Here is a 19877-nt window from a genome sequence, read left to right as displayed (position 1 = left end):
TGGAATTACAAATTATTGAGATTTAAAACATCACGCATATCGTATAATCCAACTGGCTGTTTGGCAAGCCATAATGCGGCTCGAATAGCACCATTAGCAAATGTCATGCGGCTAGATGCTTTATGACTAATTTCAACGCGCTCGCCAATATCGGCAAAGATAGCGGTATGTTCTCCTACTATGTCACCTGCTCGGATAGTGGCAAAGCCGATAGCACCTTGTGGTCTTTCCCCTGTATGACCTTCACGACAGTAAACTGCACGATCTTTTAAGTTGCAATCAAGTGCATCTGCAATTGCTTCACCCATAGCTAATGCTGTACCAGACGGTGCATCAACCTTGTGACGGTGATGTGCTTCAATAATTTCGATATCAGTATAACCGCCCATAATTTTGGTGGCTTTTTCCAATAATTTCAGCACTAAGTTAACACCGACACTGAAGTTTGCGGCAAATACAACGGCAATGTTTTTAGCTGCATCAGCAATAGCTTGTTTACCTACATCATCAAAACCAGTTGTGCCAATGATTATCATTTTTTTATTTTCAACACAAAAGGCTAAGTGTTTAAGGGTGCCTTCAGGTCGCGTAAAATCGATCATTACGTCAAATTGATCTTTAGCTTGTTCTAGATTATCGGTGACTTTAATGCCACAAATACCAATTCTAGCTAGTTCACCAGCATCACTACCAATTAGTGATGAACCTGCTCGTTCAAATGCTGCGCCTAAGGTAACCCCTTCGATTTGCGAAACAGCTTGGATAAGTTGCTGTCCCATTTTGCCACCCGCGCCAGTGATCGCGATACGAATCATGTTTGTTGACATATAACTTTCCTTAACTTTTTGTAAATGTAGATAAATAAATATTATAACGGAAAATAAAGAACTTATACACATAAGTTAAACTCTAATGCTACAATTTTTGATCCGTTTTCTATAAAAAATAATCAGGAGTTATTATGCGATCTCCGTGGTATTTTGGTTGGAATATCGTTATTGCAGCTTCTTTTCTTACTTTACTTTCCAGTGGGTTGAGAATGAGTATGGGGGTCTTTTTTCTTCCCATTGCAAATGATATCGGTTTTAGCCGTAGCGTCCTTTCTGGAATTATTGCTATAGGTATGCTTTTTTCAGGTATCGCAATGCCAATAGCCGGATATTTAGTGGGTAAATATAGCACTCGTTTTGTCCTAATATTAGGCGCGATCATTATTATTATCTCGACAGTTTGGTCAGCTAACTCAACTGATTATTGGAGCTTTTTACTATCTTTCGGTATTGCATTATCTTTTGGTACTTCTTTTGTGGGGTCAGTTAGCTTTACGCCCATTATAGCGCGTTGGTTTATTAAACGCAGAGGATTGGCCTTATTTATTTTATCAACAGGAAGTATGGCAGGTATTGCAGTGATGTTACCTGTTTTTGCATTCTTCATTCCTATTTATGGATGGCAAACAACGCTAATTTCGTTTGCTGTGATTTTTATGATTATCGCCTTGCCTATTGCTTTGTTTATTATGGAAGATAATCAATCTGAGATCGAAAATTCTAGTATAGAGCCTGTTATCAATCAAAAAATAGAGTTTAGTATCAAACTTATAGATGTGTTAAAAACACGTCCATTTTGGCAACTGAGTTTTGGGCTTTTTACTTGTGGCTTCAGTATGAATTTATTAGGAACACATGGTGTCCCAATGCTTATCGATCATGGTTTTGATCCTATCACCAGTTCTAATGGTATTGGTTTGATTGGTTTAGTCGCTATTTTTAGTACCTTAGTTTTGGGTTATCTATCTGATATAGTACAACGAAAAAACATTTTGATGATGGTCTATTTAATACGAGGCTTAGGTTTTATTACTCTTGTTTTAGCATCAACTAAATGGCAGCTTTTTACTATTGCAGCAGTAGGTGGTTTGGTTTGGGCTGGCGCTTTGTCAATGTCTGGCGCTATTACAGCAGATATTTATGGTGTAAAAATTGTGGGATTACTTTCTGGATTGACCTATTTGGGGCATCAAATTGGTGCGATGATGGGTTCATGGTTAGGTGGATGGGCTTACGATCACTTACACACTCATTTAGTTGCGTTTGGTACGGCGAGTATTTTATTATTACTGGCGGCATTTAGTGCTTATCGTCTTCCTAAACGATAATAGTTCAAAACAAATGGACGCCAAGTAGCGTCCACTCTTGTTTATAAAACTTTTAGTAATTCAACATCAAAAATTAATGCACTGTATGGCGGAATTGATGCGCCAGCACCTTGAGCACCATAGGCTAATTCTTGAGGAATATATAAACGCCATTTTGAACCTTCAGGCATAAGTTGTAACGCTTCAACCCAGCCTTGAATTACGCCATTGACTGGAAATTCAGCAGGTTGCCCACGTTCAACAGAACTATCAAATACGGTACCATTAATTAGTTGCCCTGTATAATGAACTTGCACATGATCGGTTGCTTTTGGTAAAGCGCCATCACCTTGTTTGATGATTTCGTATTGTAAACCTGATTCAGTCGATTTAATGCTATCTTTTTTGATGTTTTCTGCTAGAAAATCTTTACCTGCTTGAGCAATTTTTTCTGCTTGTTTGACCTTTTCTTTGGTCGCTTGTTCATGCACATGGCGCAATGCTTCATGTAATTCTTGCAAAGGTAGAGCCGGTTGATTACCAGCTAAAACATCTTCCATTGCTAGTTTTAATGCGTTGATTTCTAAATTATTTAAGCCAGATTCTTTTAGTTGTTGTCCTATTTGCAAACCGATAGCATAACTTGCTTTTTGATCTATTGTTTCTAGTTTCATTTTGTACCTTTGATATTTAAAAATAGTGTCTATTATGACAGTATTAAGTTGGTTGATACAAGAATAAAATTCAAGTGATAATTCATATTAGGAATTGCTGATAACAGAATCATTATCTAACTGTGGAAGAATTTATTAATTTGGCTAGCACTTATGAAAAATATCAGCGATAATATATATATCATTATTTTTTTATGGATAAAGTTAGATGCTGTTTCGTAAATCTATCGCCTTTGCAATTATAACGAGTGTTTTATTAACAGGTTGTTCAGTTGTTGAACGTTGGGTATATCGACCCGATATTAATCAAGGTAATTATGTGACGCAAGATGCTATTGATCTATTACAAGTTGGTCAAAATAAAGAACAGGTCGTATTTATTATGGGATCACCAATGCTAACTTCCATTTTTGGTGATAGCGTTTGGTATTATGTTTTCCGCCAACAACCTCAGCATGGCACTGTAAGCCAAAGAACGTATGCTGTTTATTTTGATGAAATGGGCATTGTAAAGGATATCAAAGTCTCAGAGCTAGCTGGTTCTAAATCATTAGCAGAGATGAATAAACAAGGTATATCAGACCCAATTGATACTAAATCTGATGATGATAATTCTGAATCTTAACCAAAATATAACTAAGAAACTCGTAGAGAGATGAGTTTTTAGTTATATTTGCCCATTTATAAGAAAAAATATTAAAATGATAATTGTTATTGGTAGCCATTACCATTGTAAGAGGCAAAAATTGAAATAATAATTGCAATGTATAAAATAACAAATAGAATTAAGCGATAAATGTAATTAGAAAATATTTTCAATCGCCATGTAGATTTTCAATAGCAACAATATATTCTTCTTTATGAAGATTTGCAGCTCAACTAAATGCACTTACCGATTTAAAAATCTTGAGACCAGCAATAATTTGTGGAATGCCAATAATAGCAGTGATTATCCCCAGACATGTAAAAGCGCCTGCAATTATAAAAATAACACCAAAAATTTGTTGCATAGTAGCAATAAAACGCATATGTTTCTTTAATAATTCAGGTGTTTGAATAAAATGGTATTTGTCTTATTTTTATCCGTTTTTATTCCTTATATTATTATTCTATTTGAAAGTGTCAAATAGGATAATATTTTTAATTAATGTCGAGGTGATTTTTTGCATAATAGTTCAAGTTTAAATCGTTTTTCTATTGCCCCAATGTTAGATTGGACAGATAAACATTGCCGTTATTTTCATCGAATTTTAACAAAAAAAGCATTGCTATATACCGAAATGGTAACTACAGGTGCAATTTTATTTGGGAAAGGTGATTATTTAGCTTTCAACAATGAAGAGCATCCACTTAGCTTGCAACTAGGCGGTAGCGATCCTAACGCATTAGCGCAATGTGCAAAATTAGCGCAAGAACGTGGTTATGACGAAATCAACTTAAATGTGGGATGTCCATCAGATCGCGTACAAAATGGTATGTTTGGTGCTTGTTTAATGGGAAATCCAAATTTGATTGCCGATTGTATCGCTCAGATGCAAGATCAAGTTGATATTCCTGTCACGGTAAAAACAAGAATTGGTATTGATGATTGCGATAGCTATACTTTTTTGTGTCAATTTATTGAAAAGGTAATGCCTTACACCAAAACATTTATTGTACATGCGCGCAAAGCATGGTTATCAGGATTAAGCCCAAAGGAAAATCGTGAGGTTCCATCGCTTGACTATGAACGTGTTTATAAATTGAAACAAGATTATCCCAATTTAACTATAGCCATCAATGGTGGCATAAAAACAATTGATGAAATAAAATGCCATTTACAGCATGTTGATGGTGTGATGGTTGGGCGAGAGGCATATCAAAATCCACTGTTACTTACTGAAATTGATACACAAATTTTTGGCACAAATGCTCCCGTCATTGATCCTCTATCTGCTATTCAAGCACTTTACCCTTATATCCAACAACAGCTAATGCAAGGTGCGCAACTTAACCATATTATGCGGCATACTTTAGGTATATTTAATGGACGTAAAGGAGCAAGGCAATGGCGGCGTTATCTTAGCGAAAATGCGCATAAAAAAGGGGCAGGGGTCGAGGTTGTTGAACAGGCTTTAACATTCATCAAATAATATTTAACAAAATAGCAATTATATTTGCTCAATAATGACGCTAATTGCGCGCTGCTAGTATATCGTTATATACTAGCTCATATTTTTCCTAATGGTTTTATTCTGTGCGTTTAAATTCAAGTCAACAAAAAGCCGTTGAATATGTTTCAGGACCGTGCCTTGTTTTAGCTGGGGCAGGTTCTGGCAAAACTCGGGTTATCATTAACAAAATTTCCTATTTAATTCGTGTTAAAGAATATTTACCACGCCATATTGTTGCGGTTACCTTTACGAATAAAGCCGCACGCGAAATGAAAGAACGTATAGCCCAAGCACTTAGTAAACAAGAAGCAAGAGGGCTTAAAATATCAACATTCCATACGCTAGGGTTGGATATTATTCGCCGAGAGTATACTCATCTGGGAATTAAATCTAACTTCTCTCTATTTGATGATCATGATCAAATAGCGCTACTCAAGGAACTAACTCATCAATGGTTAGAAGATGATAAGGATCTGATTAATCAATTACGTTCAACAATCTCAAATTGGAAAAATGATCTTGTTGATTCAACTATTGCGATGGCAAGAGCGCAGACGAATAAAGAGAAACTATTTGCTCACTGTTATCAATTGTATGAAAAACAATTAAAAGCTTGCAGTATATTAGATTTTGATGATCTTATATTATTGCCCACACTATTATTAAAAACCAACGAAGAAGTTCGCGAAAAATGGCAAAACAAAGTTCGTTATTTGTTGGTTGATGAATATCAAGACACAAACACAAGTCAGTACGAATTTATCAAATTATTGGTTGGTAACCGAGCTAAATTTACTGTTGTTGGTGATGATGATCAGTCTATTTACTCTTGGCGTGGTGCACGACCACAAAATTTAGTATTACTTAACCAAGATTTTCCTAATTTAGAAGTGATCAAATTAGAACAAAATTACCGATCATCGGGTCGAATTTTAAAAGTGGCGAATATCTTAATCGAAAATAATCCACATATCCTTGAAAAGAAACTTTTCTCAGAAATGGGTTATGGTGAAACATTAAAAGTTATTTCAGCCGATAGCGAAGAGCATGAAGCCGAAAAAGTCATCAATTACCTTATTGGTCATCGCTTTGCACATAACAGCCAATATGGTCAATACGCTATCTTATATCGTGGCAATCATCAGGCTCGACTAATTGAAAAGATACTTATGCAATATCGGATACCGTATCGAATCTCTGGCGGTACATCATTTTTTGCTCGAATTGAAATTAAAGACCTAATAGCATATTTGCGATTATTAACTAATCCAGATGATGATAATGCGTTTATTCGTATTATCAACACACCAAAACGAGAAATTGGTCCAGCAACTATTCAAAAACTTGGCGAATGGGCTAATCATCGAGGTGTTAGTTTATATCAAGCAAGCCATGATATGGGGTTGACCCAATTGCTTTCAGGTAAACGTATGGAGTCATTACAAGAATTCATACATTGGTTTGATACCCTTATTCAAAAATCTCATACTGAACCCATGGAAGCAATTTATGAACTTTTACACGGGATTCATTATGAGAGCTGGATTTATGAAACCTCATCATCTCCAAAATCTGGGCAAATGCGCATGCGCAATGTAGAACAATTGGTCAGTTGGTTAAATGATATGTTGCAAGGTGATGATATTGATGAAGCAATGACACTTGAACAAGCTGTCGCGAGATTTACTTTGCGTGATATGTTAGAACGTAACGAGTCCGAAGAAGAACTCGACCAAGTACAACTTATGACACTACATGCATCTAAAGGATTAGAGTTTCCTTATGTCTACTTGATTGGCATGTCCGAAGGTTTATTACCTCATCAAACCAGTATTGATGAAGATAACATTGAAGAAGAGCGCCGTTTAGCTTATGTTGGTATTACTCGGGCGCAACGAGAACTGACTTTCTCTTTTAGCCGACAACGTAAACAATTTGGCGAAACACTTCAAGTTGAACCGAGTCGATTTTTATTAGAACTACCGCAAGATGACTTAGAATGGCAAGATCAGCGTAACGAATTATCACCTGAAAAAAAAATGCAACAAGGGCAAAGTAGACTAGCCATGCTAAAAGCGCAAATTGCCAAGGCTAAGTAATCAAATTTTGACTAGTATAAAATAATGAATAACAAACGATGAAGTTAATAATAAGTGTCATATTAATTTTAACTAGTTGTTTTGTGAATGCTACAGATCTAGATTATAACTCCGAACGCATGCGACTTTATCAATTAACCAAAAAATTTGAAGCGAAAAAACATTACCTAGGTGATGCCGAGCGTGATAAATCACGCTCGGCATCAATAAAGTTATTAATAGATAATAGAATAAAAGTAATTAAAAAATATCTACATTGTGATGCAAATTAAATTAAGGATAAGATATACATTCATAACCAAAATTAAACTAATAAGAAATTAAATTGATGATATTTTATCAATCCAATGTAATAAACCATTAAAAATCATTGACGGATCGAAATAGCTTTATATAATACACAGCGTCTAAACAAAAAATCCTATCTAAGTCTCCTTAGCTCAGCTGGATAGAGCAACGGCCTTCTAAGCCGTAGGTCACAGGTTCGAATCCTGTAGGGGACGCCATTAAATTCTAAAATAATCAATCACTTATAGTTGGCAAATTCAAAGCTTGATGATATTTATTTCTATTTTGTGACCAAATTGTGCCCGCATTTGAAAAATGACTTAAATGTTCATCGTTCATATGAGCGTATTTTTTACCATCTCCAAGGATTCCCAACCACCCAATTCTTGCTGTGTAAAAATTTGGATATGCCTGCTTGCTCGTGTGTACCTTAAATTGTGAAAATGGGAATTATCAGTTTTACAAATTTTCTTGGTGCAATTAAAGACTCCTCGATCAATATCTTTTAAAGGGTTATTATTCGCACTTACAAAAACGTAGTTGCTGTTTTATGAACCTTTGTTTTTTATAGCTTAACAGCTTTATCATTTAATAATAAAGTTACTCATTGAACAAATCACATGGTATAACAAGTTGATTATATCCAACTGGCGAAAGGTTATATCGAACGATTTAATCGTACCTATCACATTGAAGTCTTCTTAACAAATAGATACTATTAATTCTTAATTAGCCACTAAACGGTATAGGATGCTGAATATTTTTTACAGAAAATTTAATTTAACAAGTTCTCAGTTTTGTAAATACCCATGGTGAGTTATGTACTTACTATGGGTATTTATACCATTATCTTAAAAGTTACCTTTGTGGTCAATACTTTGTTTTAATTCATAAGCTGTAGGCCTATCCGGATGAAATGCTACACGTTCATACCAAGCGTTTACCTTTACTTAAAAATTAAACAAAACAACAAACCAGAGAATATTTATTTTGTCGACATTGATGATTTTTCACGTGAGCTCTATGCAGGTATTTACTCTGATAAATCCCAATTTAGCGTAGCACAGTTTCTGCAAAATGATATATTAGCCCAATGTCCGTATATCACTACATGTATTTATTCCGATAACGGACGTGAATATCAAAGTACAAGTGAACATCTATTTGTTAAAATGTTTAATAATTATCGTATCAATTAAAAATTCTTATTGTAAATACCTCACAGTTAGTACACAACTCACGTAACGAATTACACTACTTAGTATTTTATTTTCAATAGGCGTCATATTATTTAATGACTAATGGAGTTTTTTTGTGTTATGAGGTGTTATAAATAGAATGTTTCAGATAAAAGACTAAACTTTAAAAGTTTAAGCTAAAAAGGGTTACAATAACTTAAATTAATTGCTATTTAAGTTTGATTAAATAGCAATTAAAGGTAGGTAAACTACAAAAGGTAGAATCTTAATTATAAAACAGCTTAACCGCCATTAAAAACAGTGGTAAAGTGTGATAAAAATGAACGTTGCTCTTCTTTAGGCATGTTTTCAAGATTCGCTTGAATCAGCTGATCAACTTTTTGGGCTTCATCAACTAAGCCTAATTCATTATAAGCATTATGCATCAAAAGTAACGCTTCTTTAGTTGAATCGGTATCTGGGAACATAACCAGCATTTGCGTCACACGATTAATGACTGCTATATAAGCACCGCGTTTTGTATAGAACTGCGCAACTTTTAACTGGTAGCGAGCTAATCTATTTTTCAAAAATACAAGGCGTCTTTGCGCATCGGCTGCATATTGACTATTTGGGAAGCTTGACAGTAAATAAGTAAAGTCCTTAAACGCAGCAGAAGCGTAATCCGGATCGCGATCTGAACGATCAACATTAAACCAGCCTTGGAGCATATTGTCGTCTTGCGCCATATTTGAAATACCTCGCATATAAATAACCCAATCAATATTAGGATGCGTTGGATTTAATTTCAAAAAGCGGTCAATTGACGCAATTGCTAACGGTAAATCGGCTGATTTATAGTAAGCATAAATCAAATCAAGTTGGACTTGTTGGGAATACGGACCAAATGGATAATTCTTGTCCAAAGCCTCTAATATAGTAATACTGGATTTAATATTACCATTTTCAAGCTCTGACTTCGCTTTGTTATGAAGTTCAATTTCAGGTAAACGCTCAACATCGGGCTTGGAAGAAGTACAACCAATTAGCATGCCACTTAGAGCAATAGCTAACAAAGAGTGTAAACGCAATTTCATTCAGTTTTTGATCCAAATATAATTAAACATTAAAGGCGATGATTGGTATATAATACTCTAAAACATAACAGCTTAAAATAGATAAATTACATATGAATGAGTTAATATTATCAACCGAAATCGAACAAAGTCAACTAGGAATGCGTTTAGATCAAGCATTATCTGAGCTTTTTCCTGATTATTCACGCTCAAGGATAAAAGATTGGATTACTAATAATAAAGTTGCTGTCAACAACGTCATCGTTAATAAACCTAAAGAAAAAGTACTCGGTGGTGAAATAATAACTATTAATGCCGAAATTGAACAAGAAATTTATCATCAACCCGAAGATATAAAGCTTGATATTGTTTACGAGGATAGTGATATTTTAGTGATCAATAAACCTCGTGATTTAGTTGTGCATCCAGGAGCAGGTAATCCTGATGGTACGGTATTAAATGCATTATTGCATTATTATCCCGATATAGCATGCGTGCCACGCGCAGGTATTGTGCATCGCCTAGATAAAGATACAACAGGGCTAATGGTTGTAGCTAAAACCATTATGGCGCAAACACACTTGGTCGAATCACTTCAACTACGCGAAATTACACGCGAATATGAAGCTGTAGTTATGGGGATTATTACCGCAGGAGGGACAGTTGATCAGCCTATCACCCGTCATCCAACCAAACGTACTCATATGGCTGTATTCCCAACGGGTAAACCAGCGGTTACGCATTACAGAGTGATGGAAAAATATCGCTTACATACTCGTTTGCGGTTACGTTTAGAAACAGGGCGAACACATCAAATCCGTGTGCACATGGCACACATTGCTCACCCACTAATTGGTGACCCACTCTATGGTGGAAGACCAAGACCACCTAAGGGAGCTAGTGAATCTTTTATTCAAACCTTACGCGATTTTAATCGCCAAGCATTACACGCTACCATGTTGCGCTTATATCATCCTATAACAGGTGAACAAATGGAATGGCATGCGCCTATTCCTGAAGATATGCAAAAATTAATTAAATCTTTACAAGAAGATACCGAGTGGCACAGAGACGAACTAGATTGGTGACAAATATGATTAAACCGATTTACCCATATTGGACAGCCCCAAAAAAAATTCATGCTTTTACTACAACACGGACTGGTGGCGTCAGTTTAGCGCCATTTGCAAGTTTAAATATGGGAAATCGAACCGGTGATAATTCCGAGCATATTGCTGAAAACCTACGAAGAATTATTCAAGCCGAACAAATACCAAGCGAACCGTATTGGTTAACGCAAACTCACAGCACAACAGTGCTTGATATATCACAAATTGCTTTACAACCCCCAACAGGTAACATCGTTCCTTATCAAACTTTTGAAGCTGATGCATCATATACCAATCAACCTAAGCAAGTTAGCGTAGTACTAACCGCAGATTGCATGCCGGTGCTTTTTTGCACAGCAAAAGGCGACGAAGTTGCAGCTGCCCATGCCGGTTGGCGGGGATTATGTAATGGTATATTAGAAGAAACGATCAAAAAATTCTCAAGCTCGCCATCAAAAATCATCGCGTGGATGGGACCAGCCATTAGTGTCAAAAAATTTGAGGTAGGTATTGAAGTCAAACAACAATTTGAAAAAGTTGATCCAAAAGCACAAGAAGCATTTAAATTGATCAACCCGACTGAACAAAAATACCTAGCCGACTTATATCTAATTGCCAAACAACGCTTACAAGCAGTAGGAGTAACGCAAATTTTTGGTGGTGATTATTGTACTTATATCGAACAGGATAAATTTTTTTCTTATAGGCGTGAAAATAAAACTGGCAGAATGGCATCAATGATCTGGTTCGAGTGATTTATTTTTTAAAATTAATAAGATGAATAAGAAATTAAAAGCACTTTATAGGGAAAGTAAGATGTCTATATTAGGCTAGATTTATAGCATATTAGCTTATAAGCCAATACTGTATTGGGGTAAATTTCATAAAATAACAAAAATCATGTTAATTATCTAATTTTATTGAAAAAAATTAAAAATGAAACTTAAATAAAATTATGTCCTACCTGAGATTTTTTATAAAAAAACACCATATTTTATGACGTTCAAGGATTATTATTGTCATTTATTTGATGCTCAAATATTTCTGTAAATAAGTATTGAAATTAATTTATAGATGGATTTGGTGGTGTTTATATTGATTTGTTTTTGAGCATTTAGAATAGTGAAATAATTTTTGGTTGCAAGAATAAAATAAAAATCATTTAAAATCAACTTGATAAATTAATGTGTTTTTTGAGTCTTATTAAATTTATATCACTTTTGTTGTTTACAAGCCTCATGCTTACCTCTACACTAATCTATGTTCTCAACGGGGTGCCTGAAGAGCTGAGAATGTTAAATAGAATAACATAACCCGCCGAACCTGAACTGGATCATACCAGCGGAGGGATTTGAGTTATTTCACTTGCTCAAACCTTTTGTCTTTTATTTGCTATTTTGGAGGCAAAATGTTTTGTAAAAAATTGTTATTATCTTTGGTATTATTGGTACCTTTTATGGCAAATGCTGCCAACGTAAAACCAAGCCTAACTGTTTATAGCTATAATTCCTTTGTTTCAGAATGGGGACCGGGAAAAGAAATTGAAAAGGGATTTGAAGCACTGTGTAACTGTGAAATTGAGATTGTTGCATTAGGTGATGGAGTGGCGATATTAAATCGAATGCGCCTTGAAGGTAATAGAACTAATGCCGATGTGATCTTAGGATTAGACAATAATCTTTTGGAACAGGCCAAACAAGCCAAAATAGTTATACCTCATCAAATCACTAAACCAGATAATTTAAATACCGACTGGTGGGATAGTGATTTTATGCCTTATAATTTTGGTTATTTCGCTTTTATTTATGATCAACAAAAAATCAGTAATCCACCACGTAGCATGCATGAGCTAGTTGATAATAAAGCTAACTGGAAAATTATCTATCAAGACCCACGAACCAGTACCCCCGGGTTAGGTTTATTATTTTGGATGAAAAATATATATGGCAATGATGCCGCATCTGCATGGCAAAAAATAGCGAATAATACTGTGACAGTGACTAAAGGTTGGAGCGAAGCTTATGGTTTATTTTTAAAAAAAGAAGCTGATTTTGTGCTTAGTTATAGCACTTCGCCAGTTGCACATATTATGAATGATAATGATCATCGTTATGCTGCCGCTATTTTTGACGAGGGGCATTATCGCCAAGTCGAAGTTGCGGGTATTACTAAGTATAGTCAGCATCCAGAATTGGCACGTGCTTTTTTACAATATCTATTAACGCCTGATGTACAACGCCAATTTGCTGAAAAAAATTTCATGTATCCCATTATTAATATAACGTTACCTGAAGCTTTTCAGCAAATTAAACCAGTCAATAAAGCACTTGAGTTTGATGCTAAGCAAGTTGAAAAAAATCAAAAGATGTGGGTACGTGAATGGAAATCTACTGTTAGCAAATAATTTTATTCAATATAATGTTGAAATTAAAAACTTTAATTCCTGGCATTAGTGCTGCAAGTTTGATTTTAGTTGTATTAGGCACAGCGCTATTTGCGCTTGGTTTAGTTGCCTTTGAATCTAACAATTTAACTGTTTATTTTGATAGTTATTTATTACATGTTATTTGGATAACAATATTTCAAGCAACGTTATCAACATTTCTATCTGTTTTATTGGCAATATTGATGGCAAAAGCCTTATCGATGGTCAATTTTTGGGGTAAAAATGTATTACTACGCATTATGCCTATCACCTTTATTTTTCCTACGTTGGTTGTGGTAACGGGATTATTATCTGTTTATGGGCAACATGGTTTATTGGCGTTGTTTTGTGATTATTTGGGTTTGCCTTTTGTGATATCCATTTATGGTTTAAAAGGTATTTTACTGGCACATGTATTTCTTAATTTCCCTTATGCTTGTTGCTTATTTTATCAAATCTTAAATAGCGTTCCTGTCGAACACAAGCAATTAGCAGCTCAATTGAATTTTTCGAGTTTTACTTACTTTAAATTGGTAGAATGGCCACTATTACGCCGACAATTGATGTCTATGGCGTCGCTCACCTTTATGCTTTGTTTTTCTAGCTTTGCTATTGTGTTAGCGCTTGGTGGAGGACCTAAATATACCACACTTGAAGTTGCTATTTATCAATCTATCCGTGAATTTGATCTGATACAAGCGGTGTTTTTAGCGTGTTTACAGCTGGTTTGTTGTACTTTTTTTATGGGTTTAATGCAAAAGTTTAATTATAACTATAAATTTAACAGACACTATATTAAACAAAATTATCGTTTATCTGCTTCGTTTGGCTTAGTTTTGTCGAGTATTGTTATTATTGTTATTGGTGGATTATTTATTTTGCTACCTATCATAACTATATTAATAAAAGGTATTTATTTTTTTCAGTGGTCATTTTTTTCGGTAGCCTTTCAACGTGCAGTTATGTTTTCGTTATTAATTGCTTTTGGATCAGCCGGCATTGCAATGCTACTAGCTTTATTGTTACTTTATACAAATAGCCGATTATTGATTAATCAGCAAATAAATTGGAGTAATCGGTTAATGTTAGTTGGATCGCTGATTTTAATTATTCCAAGCATGGTGTTAGCGTCAGGTCTGTTTTTACTGTTATTTCCGTACGCTTATAGTTCAGTCTTTGTTTGTGCTTTGACGATGCTTTGTAACAGTTTAATGGCACTGCCATTTATATTAAAAAACCTTGCTCTACCAATGTATGATGTTACATCACGTTATTGGCAATTAAGTCAGTCACTTAATATTACTGGTTTTTGGCATTTTTATTTAATTGAATATAAAGCACTAAAAAAGTTAATTATCCAAAGTTTTGCTTTTTCAGCAATATTATCATTGGGTGATTTTGGTATTATTGCGTTATTTGGTGGACAGTCAGTCACAACGTTACCTTATTATTTATATGAGCAAATATCGTATTATCATTATCATGAAAGTGCCGTAACGGCTGCATTATTGTTAATATTATCTTTTAGCTTACTGGTTGTGATAGATTATGATCGAACTGAATCAAATTAATTATCAATATGATAATTTTAAAATGCATTTTGATATCAAAATTACTGCAAAAGAAAAGGTGGTTATTGTTGGGCCAAGTGGTGCAGGTAAAAGCTCATTGTTAAGCTTGATTGCTGGGTTTATTTCACCAAATTCTGGGCAAATTTTACTTAATCATCAAAATATGACTCACACTCAACCAGGAAAGCGGCCCGTTTCAATTTTATTCCAACATAATAATTTATTTGATCATTTAAATGTTGAACAAAATATTGCTTTAGGTATAAAGCCTTGTTTAAAATTAAATATATCGGAGCGCCAAACAATAGATGATATGTTAGCTAAAGTTGGTTTAACTGGTTTTAATAATCGTTATCCTGAACACCTTTCAGGTGGTCAGAGTCAACGTGTTGCGTTAGCTCGTTGTTTAATTCAACGTCGACCTATTTTATTGTTAGATGAGCCATTTTCAGCTCTCGATCAAGCATTACGCTTTGAGATGTTAGCATTAGTTGATCAAATTTGCGATGAGCTCGATTTGACATTAATGATGGTCTCACACAATCTTAATGATTCGCTTAGTTATTTTTCTCGTTGTTTGGTGGTGGATAATGGGCAGATCGTTTTTTATGGTTTACCAAACCAATTAAACCACCCCGAAAGTAATCACATTGCAAAGATATTGGGTTTAAATATCTCCAAGAAGTAAGAGGTTAGCATTTAATAATTTATATATTTAAATTTAGATATTTAAAGCTTAAGGTTTTATTAATCTACCAAGCATATATTGCATTTTATGATCAATAACAAAGCAAATTAAATATTTATGCTAAACATAAAAGCAACCAATAAATTTAGCTGGTCAGCACTTATCTTTAATATTTTATTTTTTACTTATTTTTCTAGTGCATTACAATTAATATTTTTCTTTCGGCGGCATTCTAATGCAATTGGACTTCGCGATTCAATTATCTATAGTTTGATTTGGCTTATTCCTGTTTTGATTTTTCCTAATTATACAAGAAAGATTGCGACTATATTTGGTCTTATTATCGGCTGTTTGTCTTTGGTTTCAGTCGGTTATTTTGTGATTTATCGACAAGAATTTTCGCAAAGTGTATTTTTTGTTATGGCAGAATCAAATTATAGTGAATCGAGCGAATTTGTTCAGCAGTATTTTAGTATTAAATTAGTTGTGGTATTGATTATTTATAGTTTAGTGGGTATTTATTTCTGGAGTAAAGTCAGACCTGTTTATATTAAAACTTCTACTAAATGGATTGTATCACTATTAATAGCTATTTATGCCATAATGCCTGTGTTTATTAGTGTGACAATAAAAAAATCATCTATTGAAAAAGCCGGAACTCATTTACTAACGCGTATGGAAACAACTGTGCCATGGCAACTTATTAATAGCTATTTAGCTTATCGATCTCAACTTAAAAATATGGAAGATATTTTAAATCATCTAGACATTTTACCTCCTGTTGAAAATTTAAAAGATGCTAACGGTAATACGCCTAGGACGTTGGTATTAGTCATTGGTGAGTCAACAACACGTAATAGGATGAGTATTTATGGTTATGGTCGAAATACCACACCTCAAATTGAGCAGTTTAAAAAAGATAATGCTGATTTTGTTGTATTTAACGATGTGGTTTCATCAAGACCTTATACTATCGAAATTTTGCAACAAGCGTTAACTTTTGCTGATGAAAGGCATCCCGATTTATACCTTAAAACTCCTTCATTAATAAATCTTATGAAGCAAGCAGGGTATAAAACATTTTGGATCACTAACCAGCAGACCATGACCAAGCGTAATACCATGTTGACTATGTTTTCTAAACAAGCCGATGAACAGTTTTATATGAATAACGATCGTAATCAAAGTTCAAGACAATATGATGAATCGGTATTTGAGCCTTTCAAAAAAGTGCTAGCTGACAACGCTGAAAAGAAATTTATTGTTATCCATCTGCTTGGTACGCATATGAAATACGAGTTCCGCTATCCAAAAGACGGTAAGTATGAACTTTTTAAAGATAAGGAAAGTATTCCATATCCTCTCGAAGACGATAAAGTAGATGTATATAATAGTTATGATAATGCAATAAGTTATAACGATTATGTCACAACAACACTGTTTAATATCTTCAAAAACAGTAAAGAAAATGGTTTTATGTTATATTTTTCAGATCATGGTGAAGATGTTTATCAAACGACACCGCATAATGTGTTAGGGCGAAACGAGAAGGCACCAACTAAAACTATGTATACTGTGCCATTTATGCTTTGGCAATCGCCAACATGGGTGGAAACGCATCCTAATAACTATCAAGCTTATGTAGATCGAAAATTTAGTACACAAGATTTGATTCATACTTGGTCTAATTTAGCTGGGTTAAGTTATAACTTATATGTTCCTGAAAAAAGTATTGTTAATCCTAATTTTCATGAATCGATTCGTTGGATTGGCGATCCTTATGACAAGAATGGCCTAATTGATTTTGATAAATTAACTAAGTAATTCACTTAGGTTGTTTACACCGATATTTAAGGTATAATATTGTATATTTATACAGCTATGTTTTGAGTATTGTGAAGCCCGCTATGCGAAAAATTATTCATGTCGATATGGATTGTTTTTATGCCGCCGTTGAAATGAGAGACAATCCCCGTTATCGCAATATGCCTATTGCGGTAGGGGGAGATCCTCGTAAACGTGGCGTGGTTGCGACTGCCAATTATTTGGCTCGTCAGTATGGTATACACAGCGCTATGTCAATGGCTCAAGCTATAAAACTTTGTCCTAATCTGAAAATTATAGCGGGTAGGCATGCAGTTTATAAAGAAGTCTCCAAACAGATCCACCAAATATTTAAACGATATACTGAATCTATTGAGGCTTTATCACTCGACGAAGCTTACCTTGATGTAACTGATTGCAAACTTTGTTATGGTTCAGCGACTTTAATTGCTCAAGATATCCGTCAGGCAATTTACAAGGAACTTGAGTTAACTGCATCGGCAGGTGTTGCTCCACTTAAGTTTCTTGCCAAAATAGCCTCTGATATGAATAAACCTAATGGCCAATATGTAATAACACCAGATAACGTTGATAGTTTTATAGAGCAGTTATCGTTAAAAAAAATCCCAGGTGTGGGTAAGGTCACGGAAAAAAAATTAGCCCAATTAGGGCTATTTACATGCAATGATATTGTTAATTATGATGTAACTAAATTAATTACCCAATTCGGTAAATTTGGAAGAATACTATATGAGCGATGCCAAGGTATTGATGATCGTGAAGTGTGTAATGACAGGCAACGTAAATCGGTAGGGGTAGAGCGTACTTTAACTGATGATATTCATAGTTGGGAAGAGTGTTTATTGCAGTTAGATCCATTATTTGATGAAATAGAAAAACGGTTAAGCAAAGTTCGTGCTGATTTATCGATTGCTCGGCAAGGCGTAAAATTTAAGTTTGACGATTTTCAGCTAACTACACAAGAACATGTTTGGTCTAAATTGGATAAAACTGATTTAATTGAGCAAGCGCATAAAGTTTGGTTAGAACGGCGTAATGGGCGTGGAGTTCGGTTAATTGGTTTTCATGTAACGTTAATCGATCCGCAAGTTGAAAAGCAGTTGATTTTTCAGTTTTAGCCCTTTTAACCATAAAAATGAGGATGCAGGCAAAACCTTCAAACATCCTCATAACAAATGATAGCTAGCTAATAATGATTATTTCAAACTTGCACCATTAGTACTAATGACTTCTTTGTACCATTCAAAAGAGTCTTTTTTATGGCGTTTCATACTACCGTTACCTTCATTATCACGGTCAACATAAATTACGCCATAACGTTTTTTCATTTCGCCAGTAGTGAATGATACAACATCAATAATTCCCCAAGCAGTGTAACCCATTACATCAACACCATCATAATCTATAGCGGTTTGCATGGCTTTGATATGAGCACCTAAATATTCAATACGTGGTTTATCGTGTATTTGATTACCGTTTTCGAGTTCATCAATTGCACCAAAACCATTTTCGACAATAAATAGCGGTAATTGATATCGATCATACAGACGATTAAGTGTATAACGTAAACCTTCAGGATCAATTGGCCAACCCCAATCGCTGCTTTTTATATAAGGATTTTCAACCGCATTAGGTAGTGCACCGTTAACTATGTTGTCACGATTATCATTTTTGGCATCAGCTTTAACGACAGTAGACATATAATAGCTAAAGCCAATGTAATCAACCGTACCTTTTTTCAAATAACCTAAATCTTCTTCGGTAATATCGAGTTTATATCCTTCACGCTCAAATTCTTTTAATGCATAAGCTGGATAGTAGCCGCGAACGTGAACATCAGGGAAGAAGAATCGTTGATGCATGGCAATTTCTGAAGCCATCATATCTTCAGGATTACAAGAATATGGATAAATTGGCACATGCGATACCATACAACCAATTTGAAAATCAGGATTAATTTTTTTACCTGCTATTACTGCTTTAGCACTGGCTAACAGTTCATAATGTGCAACTTGGTACAGAACTTCTTGCGGATTTTCATCAGGTTTAACTTGTACGCCAGAGTTAGTCCAAAAGAAGATAGGATTACTAGTATCCATTTGATTATTGATTTCGTTAAATGTCATCCAGTATTTAACTTTATTTTTATAACGTTCAAAACATGCAGTAGCAAAGCGCTCAAAAAATTCAACTGTCTTACGGTTTCTAAAACCACCATAATGACGAGCAATATGTAAAGGCATTTCAAAATGGGATAATGTGATAACTGGTTCAATGCCGTGAGCTATTAGTTCATCAAAAACATCATCATAAAAGCGAAGACCTTCTTCATTTGGTTCAAGTTCATCACCCTTTGGAAAAATTCGAGTCCACGCGATCGAGGTGCGTAGACATTTAAGACCTAATTCGGCAAAAAGCTTGATATCGTCTTTATAATGATGATAAAAATCAATTGCAGTATGATTTGGATAAAATTTACCTGCTTCGATATCTTGAGTGATTTGTCTTGCAACGCCATGAGCACCTGCGGTCATAACATCAACAACACTTGGGCCTTTACCGCCTTCGTTCCAACCGCCTTCAAATTGGTGAGCGGCTAAAGCACCGCCCCATAAAAATGGTTTTTTCGTCATT

Annotated in this window: 17 protein-coding genes, 1 tRNA gene, 1 pseudogene and 1 riboswitch; of the genes and pseudogenes, 14 read left to right on the top strand and 5 right to left on the bottom strand. The window is 34.7% G+C overall.

Annotation, left to right across the window (positions count from 1 at the left end):
- Window positions 1-5: 5 nt before the first annotated feature.
- Entirely contained in the window at window positions 6-827 is an 822-nt protein-coding gene (gene dapB / locus A9G43_RS08505; RefSeq protein ID WP_065608287.1) for a 4-hydroxy-tetrahydrodipicolinate reductase, read from the bottom strand.
- A gap of 134 nt (window positions 828-961) precedes the next feature.
- Between dapB and A9G43_RS08500 the strand changes: the two genes are divergently transcribed.
- Complete coding sequence (locus A9G43_RS08500) at window positions 962-2158, top strand: MFS transporter (protein WP_065608285.1); 1197 nt, start codon at window positions 962-964, stop codon at window positions 2156-2158.
- Window positions 2159-2199: 41 nt separating this feature from the next.
- Here the strand turns inward: A9G43_RS08500 and A9G43_RS08495 are convergent, their stop codons facing one another.
- Window positions 2200-2811, bottom strand: coding sequence for an FKBP-type peptidyl-prolyl cis-trans isomerase (locus tag A9G43_RS08495; RefSeq protein ID WP_065608283.1), 612 nt, complete (start codon window positions 2809-2811; stop codon window positions 2200-2202).
- Window positions 2812-3019: 208 nt separating this feature from the next.
- On the opposite strand from A9G43_RS08495, the gene bamE reads away from it, so the two are divergent.
- Window positions 3020-3436 (top strand): outer membrane protein assembly factor BamE, encoded by a 417-nt coding sequence (gene bamE, locus A9G43_RS08490; protein ID WP_065608281.1) that lies wholly within the window; start codon window positions 3020-3022, stop codon window positions 3434-3436.
- Window positions 3437-3686: 250 nt separating this feature from the next.
- On the opposite strand, the gene A9G43_RS11400 is transcribed toward bamE, so the two are convergent.
- Complete coding sequence (locus tag A9G43_RS11400) at window positions 3687-3839, bottom strand: DUF5362 family protein (protein WP_176701716.1); 153 nt, start codon at window positions 3837-3839, stop codon at window positions 3687-3689.
- 177 nt (window positions 3840-4016) lie between these two features.
- Between A9G43_RS11400 and dusA the strand changes: the two genes are divergently transcribed.
- From dusA to A9G43_RS08465, 5 genes are all read left to right on the top strand, one after another.
- Window positions 4017-4943, top strand: coding sequence for a tRNA dihydrouridine(20/20a) synthase DusA (gene dusA / locus A9G43_RS08485; RefSeq protein ID WP_081298096.1), 927 nt, complete (start codon window positions 4017-4019; stop codon window positions 4941-4943).
- 104 nt (window positions 4944-5047) lie between these two features.
- On the top strand, window positions 5048-7063 hold the full coding sequence (gene rep / locus A9G43_RS08480) for a DNA helicase Rep (protein ID WP_065608277.1): 2016 nt from the start codon (window positions 5048-5050) through the stop codon (window positions 7061-7063).
- A 38-nt stretch (window positions 7064-7101) separates the two neighbouring features.
- Window positions 7102-7335 (top strand): hypothetical protein, encoded by a 234-nt coding sequence (locus tag A9G43_RS08475; protein ID WP_065608274.1) that lies wholly within the window; start codon window positions 7102-7104, stop codon window positions 7333-7335.
- A gap of 157 nt (window positions 7336-7492) precedes the next feature.
- Window positions 7493-7569, top strand: a tRNA-Arg gene (locus A9G43_RS08470).
- 693 nt (window positions 7570-8262) lie between these two features.
- The gene (locus A9G43_RS08465) at window positions 8263-8550 is read left to right on the top strand and encodes a DDE-type integrase/transposase/recombinase (protein ID WP_065608272.1); all 288 of its coding nucleotides are present in this window, start codon (window positions 8263-8265) and stop codon (window positions 8548-8550) included.
- 353 nt (window positions 8551-8903) lie between these two features.
- Here A9G43_RS08465 and bamD read toward each other — a convergent pair.
- Window positions 8904-9626 (bottom strand): annotated as a pseudogene (bamD, locus tag A9G43_RS08460) (outer membrane protein assembly factor BamD); the annotation flags it as partial.
- A gap of 92 nt (window positions 9627-9718) precedes the next feature.
- On the opposite strand from bamD, the gene rluD reads away from it, so the two are divergent.
- The 7 genes from rluD to dinB all read left to right on the top strand — a co-directional run bounded on the left by rluD (window position 9719) and on the right by dinB (window position 18361).
- Window positions 9719-10693: a 23S rRNA pseudouridine(1911/1915/1917) synthase RluD gene (gene rluD / locus A9G43_RS08455; RefSeq protein WP_065608269.1), complete on the top strand. Its 975-nt coding sequence runs from the start codon at window positions 9719-9721 to the stop codon at window positions 10691-10693.
- 5 nt (window positions 10694-10698) lie between these two features.
- A complete protein-coding gene (pgeF, locus tag A9G43_RS08450; RefSeq protein ID WP_065608267.1) occupies window positions 10699-11469 on the top strand; it encodes a peptidoglycan editing factor PgeF in 771 nt (256 codons plus the stop codon).
- A 505-nt stretch (window positions 11470-11974) separates the two neighbouring features.
- Window positions 11975-12082, top strand: a riboswitch (TPP riboswitch).
- Between the two features lie 40 nt (window positions 12083-12122).
- Window positions 12123-13118: a thiamine ABC transporter substrate binding subunit gene (gene thiB / locus A9G43_RS08445; RefSeq protein WP_065608265.1), complete on the top strand. Its 996-nt coding sequence runs from the start codon at window positions 12123-12125 to the stop codon at window positions 13116-13118.
- 14 nt (window positions 13119-13132) lie between these two features.
- On the top strand, window positions 13133-14710 hold the full coding sequence (thiP, locus tag A9G43_RS08440; protein ID WP_065608263.1) for a thiamine/thiamine pyrophosphate ABC transporter permease: 1578 nt from the start codon (window positions 13133-13135) through the stop codon (window positions 14708-14710).
- Window positions 14688-15398 carry a thiamine ABC transporter ATP-binding protein ThiQ gene (thiQ, locus tag A9G43_RS08435; protein WP_065608260.1) on the top strand — a complete coding sequence of 237 codons (711 nt, stop codon included), beginning with the start codon at window positions 14688-14690 and terminating at the stop codon, window positions 15396-15398. The genes thiP and thiQ overlap by 23 nt, the downstream gene beginning before the upstream one ends.
- Before the next feature lie 117 nt (window positions 15399-15515).
- A complete protein-coding gene (gene cptA, locus A9G43_RS08430) occupies window positions 15516-17222 on the top strand; it encodes a phosphoethanolamine transferase CptA (RefSeq protein ID WP_065608258.1) in 1707 nt (568 codons plus the stop codon).
- Between the two features lie 83 nt (window positions 17223-17305).
- The gene (dinB, locus tag A9G43_RS08425; RefSeq protein ID WP_065608413.1) at window positions 17306-18361 is read left to right on the top strand and encodes a DNA polymerase IV; all 1056 of its coding nucleotides are present in this window, start codon (window positions 17306-17308) and stop codon (window positions 18359-18361) included.
- Between the two features lie 78 nt (window positions 18362-18439).
- Here the strand turns inward: dinB and A9G43_RS08420 are convergent, their stop codons facing one another.
- Window positions 18440-19876 carry a 6-phospho-beta-glucosidase gene (locus A9G43_RS08420; protein WP_065608256.1) on the bottom strand — a complete coding sequence of 479 codons (1437 nt, stop codon included), beginning with the start codon at window positions 19874-19876 and terminating at the stop codon, window positions 18440-18442.
- Between the last annotated feature and the right edge of the window lies 1 nt (window position 19877).

The sequence above is a fragment of the Gilliamella sp. Occ3-1 genome (genome assembly GCF_001690655.1).
GTDB classification, from domain to species: Bacteria; Pseudomonadota; Gammaproteobacteria; order Enterobacterales; family Orbaceae; genus Gilliamella; species Gilliamella apicola_P.
The sequence above is the reverse complement of the archived record's forward strand: the minus strand, read 5'-3'. Positions and strand labels throughout refer to the sequence as shown.

Coding starts and splice junctions, on each gene's coding strand:
- dapB (WP_065608287.1), bottom strand. CDS start 827: ATGTCAACAAACATGATTCGTATCGCGATCACTGGCGCGGGTGGCAAA.
- A9G43_RS08500 (WP_065608285.1), top strand. CDS start 962: ATGCGATCTCCGTGGTATTTTGGTTGGAATATCGTTATTGCAGCTTCT.
- A9G43_RS08495 (WP_065608283.1), bottom strand. CDS start 2,811: ATGAAACTAGAAACAATAGATCAAAAAGCAAGTTATGCTATCGGTTTG.
- bamE (WP_065608281.1), top strand. CDS start 3,020: ATGCTGTTTCGTAAATCTATCGCCTTTGCAATTATAACGAGTGTTTTA.
- A9G43_RS11400 (WP_176701716.1), bottom strand. CDS start 3,839: ATGCGTTTTATTGCTACTATGCAACAAATTTTTGGTGTTATTTTTATA.
- dusA (WP_081298096.1), top strand. CDS start 4,017: ATGTTAGATTGGACAGATAAACATTGCCGTTATTTTCATCGAATTTTA.
- A9G43_RS08475 (WP_065608274.1), top strand. CDS start 7,102: ATGAAGTTAATAATAAGTGTCATATTAATTTTAACTAGTTGTTTTGTG.
- A9G43_RS08465 (WP_065608272.1), top strand. CDS start 8,263: ATGAAATGCTACACGTTCATACCAAGCGTTTACCTTTACTTAAAAATT.
- rluD (WP_065608269.1), top strand. CDS start 9,719: ATGAATGAGTTAATATTATCAACCGAAATCGAACAAAGTCAACTAGGA.
- pgeF (WP_065608267.1), top strand. CDS start 10,699: ATGATTAAACCGATTTACCCATATTGGACAGCCCCAAAAAAAATTCAT.
- thiB (WP_065608265.1), top strand. CDS start 12,123: ATGTTTTGTAAAAAATTGTTATTATCTTTGGTATTATTGGTACCTTTT.
- thiP (WP_065608263.1), top strand. CDS start 13,133: ATGTTGAAATTAAAAACTTTAATTCCTGGCATTAGTGCTGCAAGTTTG.
- thiQ (WP_065608260.1), top strand. CDS start 14,688: ATGATCGAACTGAATCAAATTAATTATCAATATGATAATTTTAAAATG.
- cptA (WP_065608258.1), top strand. CDS start 15,516: ATGCTAAACATAAAAGCAACCAATAAATTTAGCTGGTCAGCACTTATC.
- dinB (WP_065608413.1), top strand. CDS start 17,306: ATGCGAAAAATTATTCATGTCGATATGGATTGTTTTTATGCCGCCGTT.
- A9G43_RS08420 (WP_065608256.1), bottom strand. CDS start 19,876: ATGACGAAAAAACCATTTTTATGGGGCGGTGCTTTAGCCGCTCACCAA.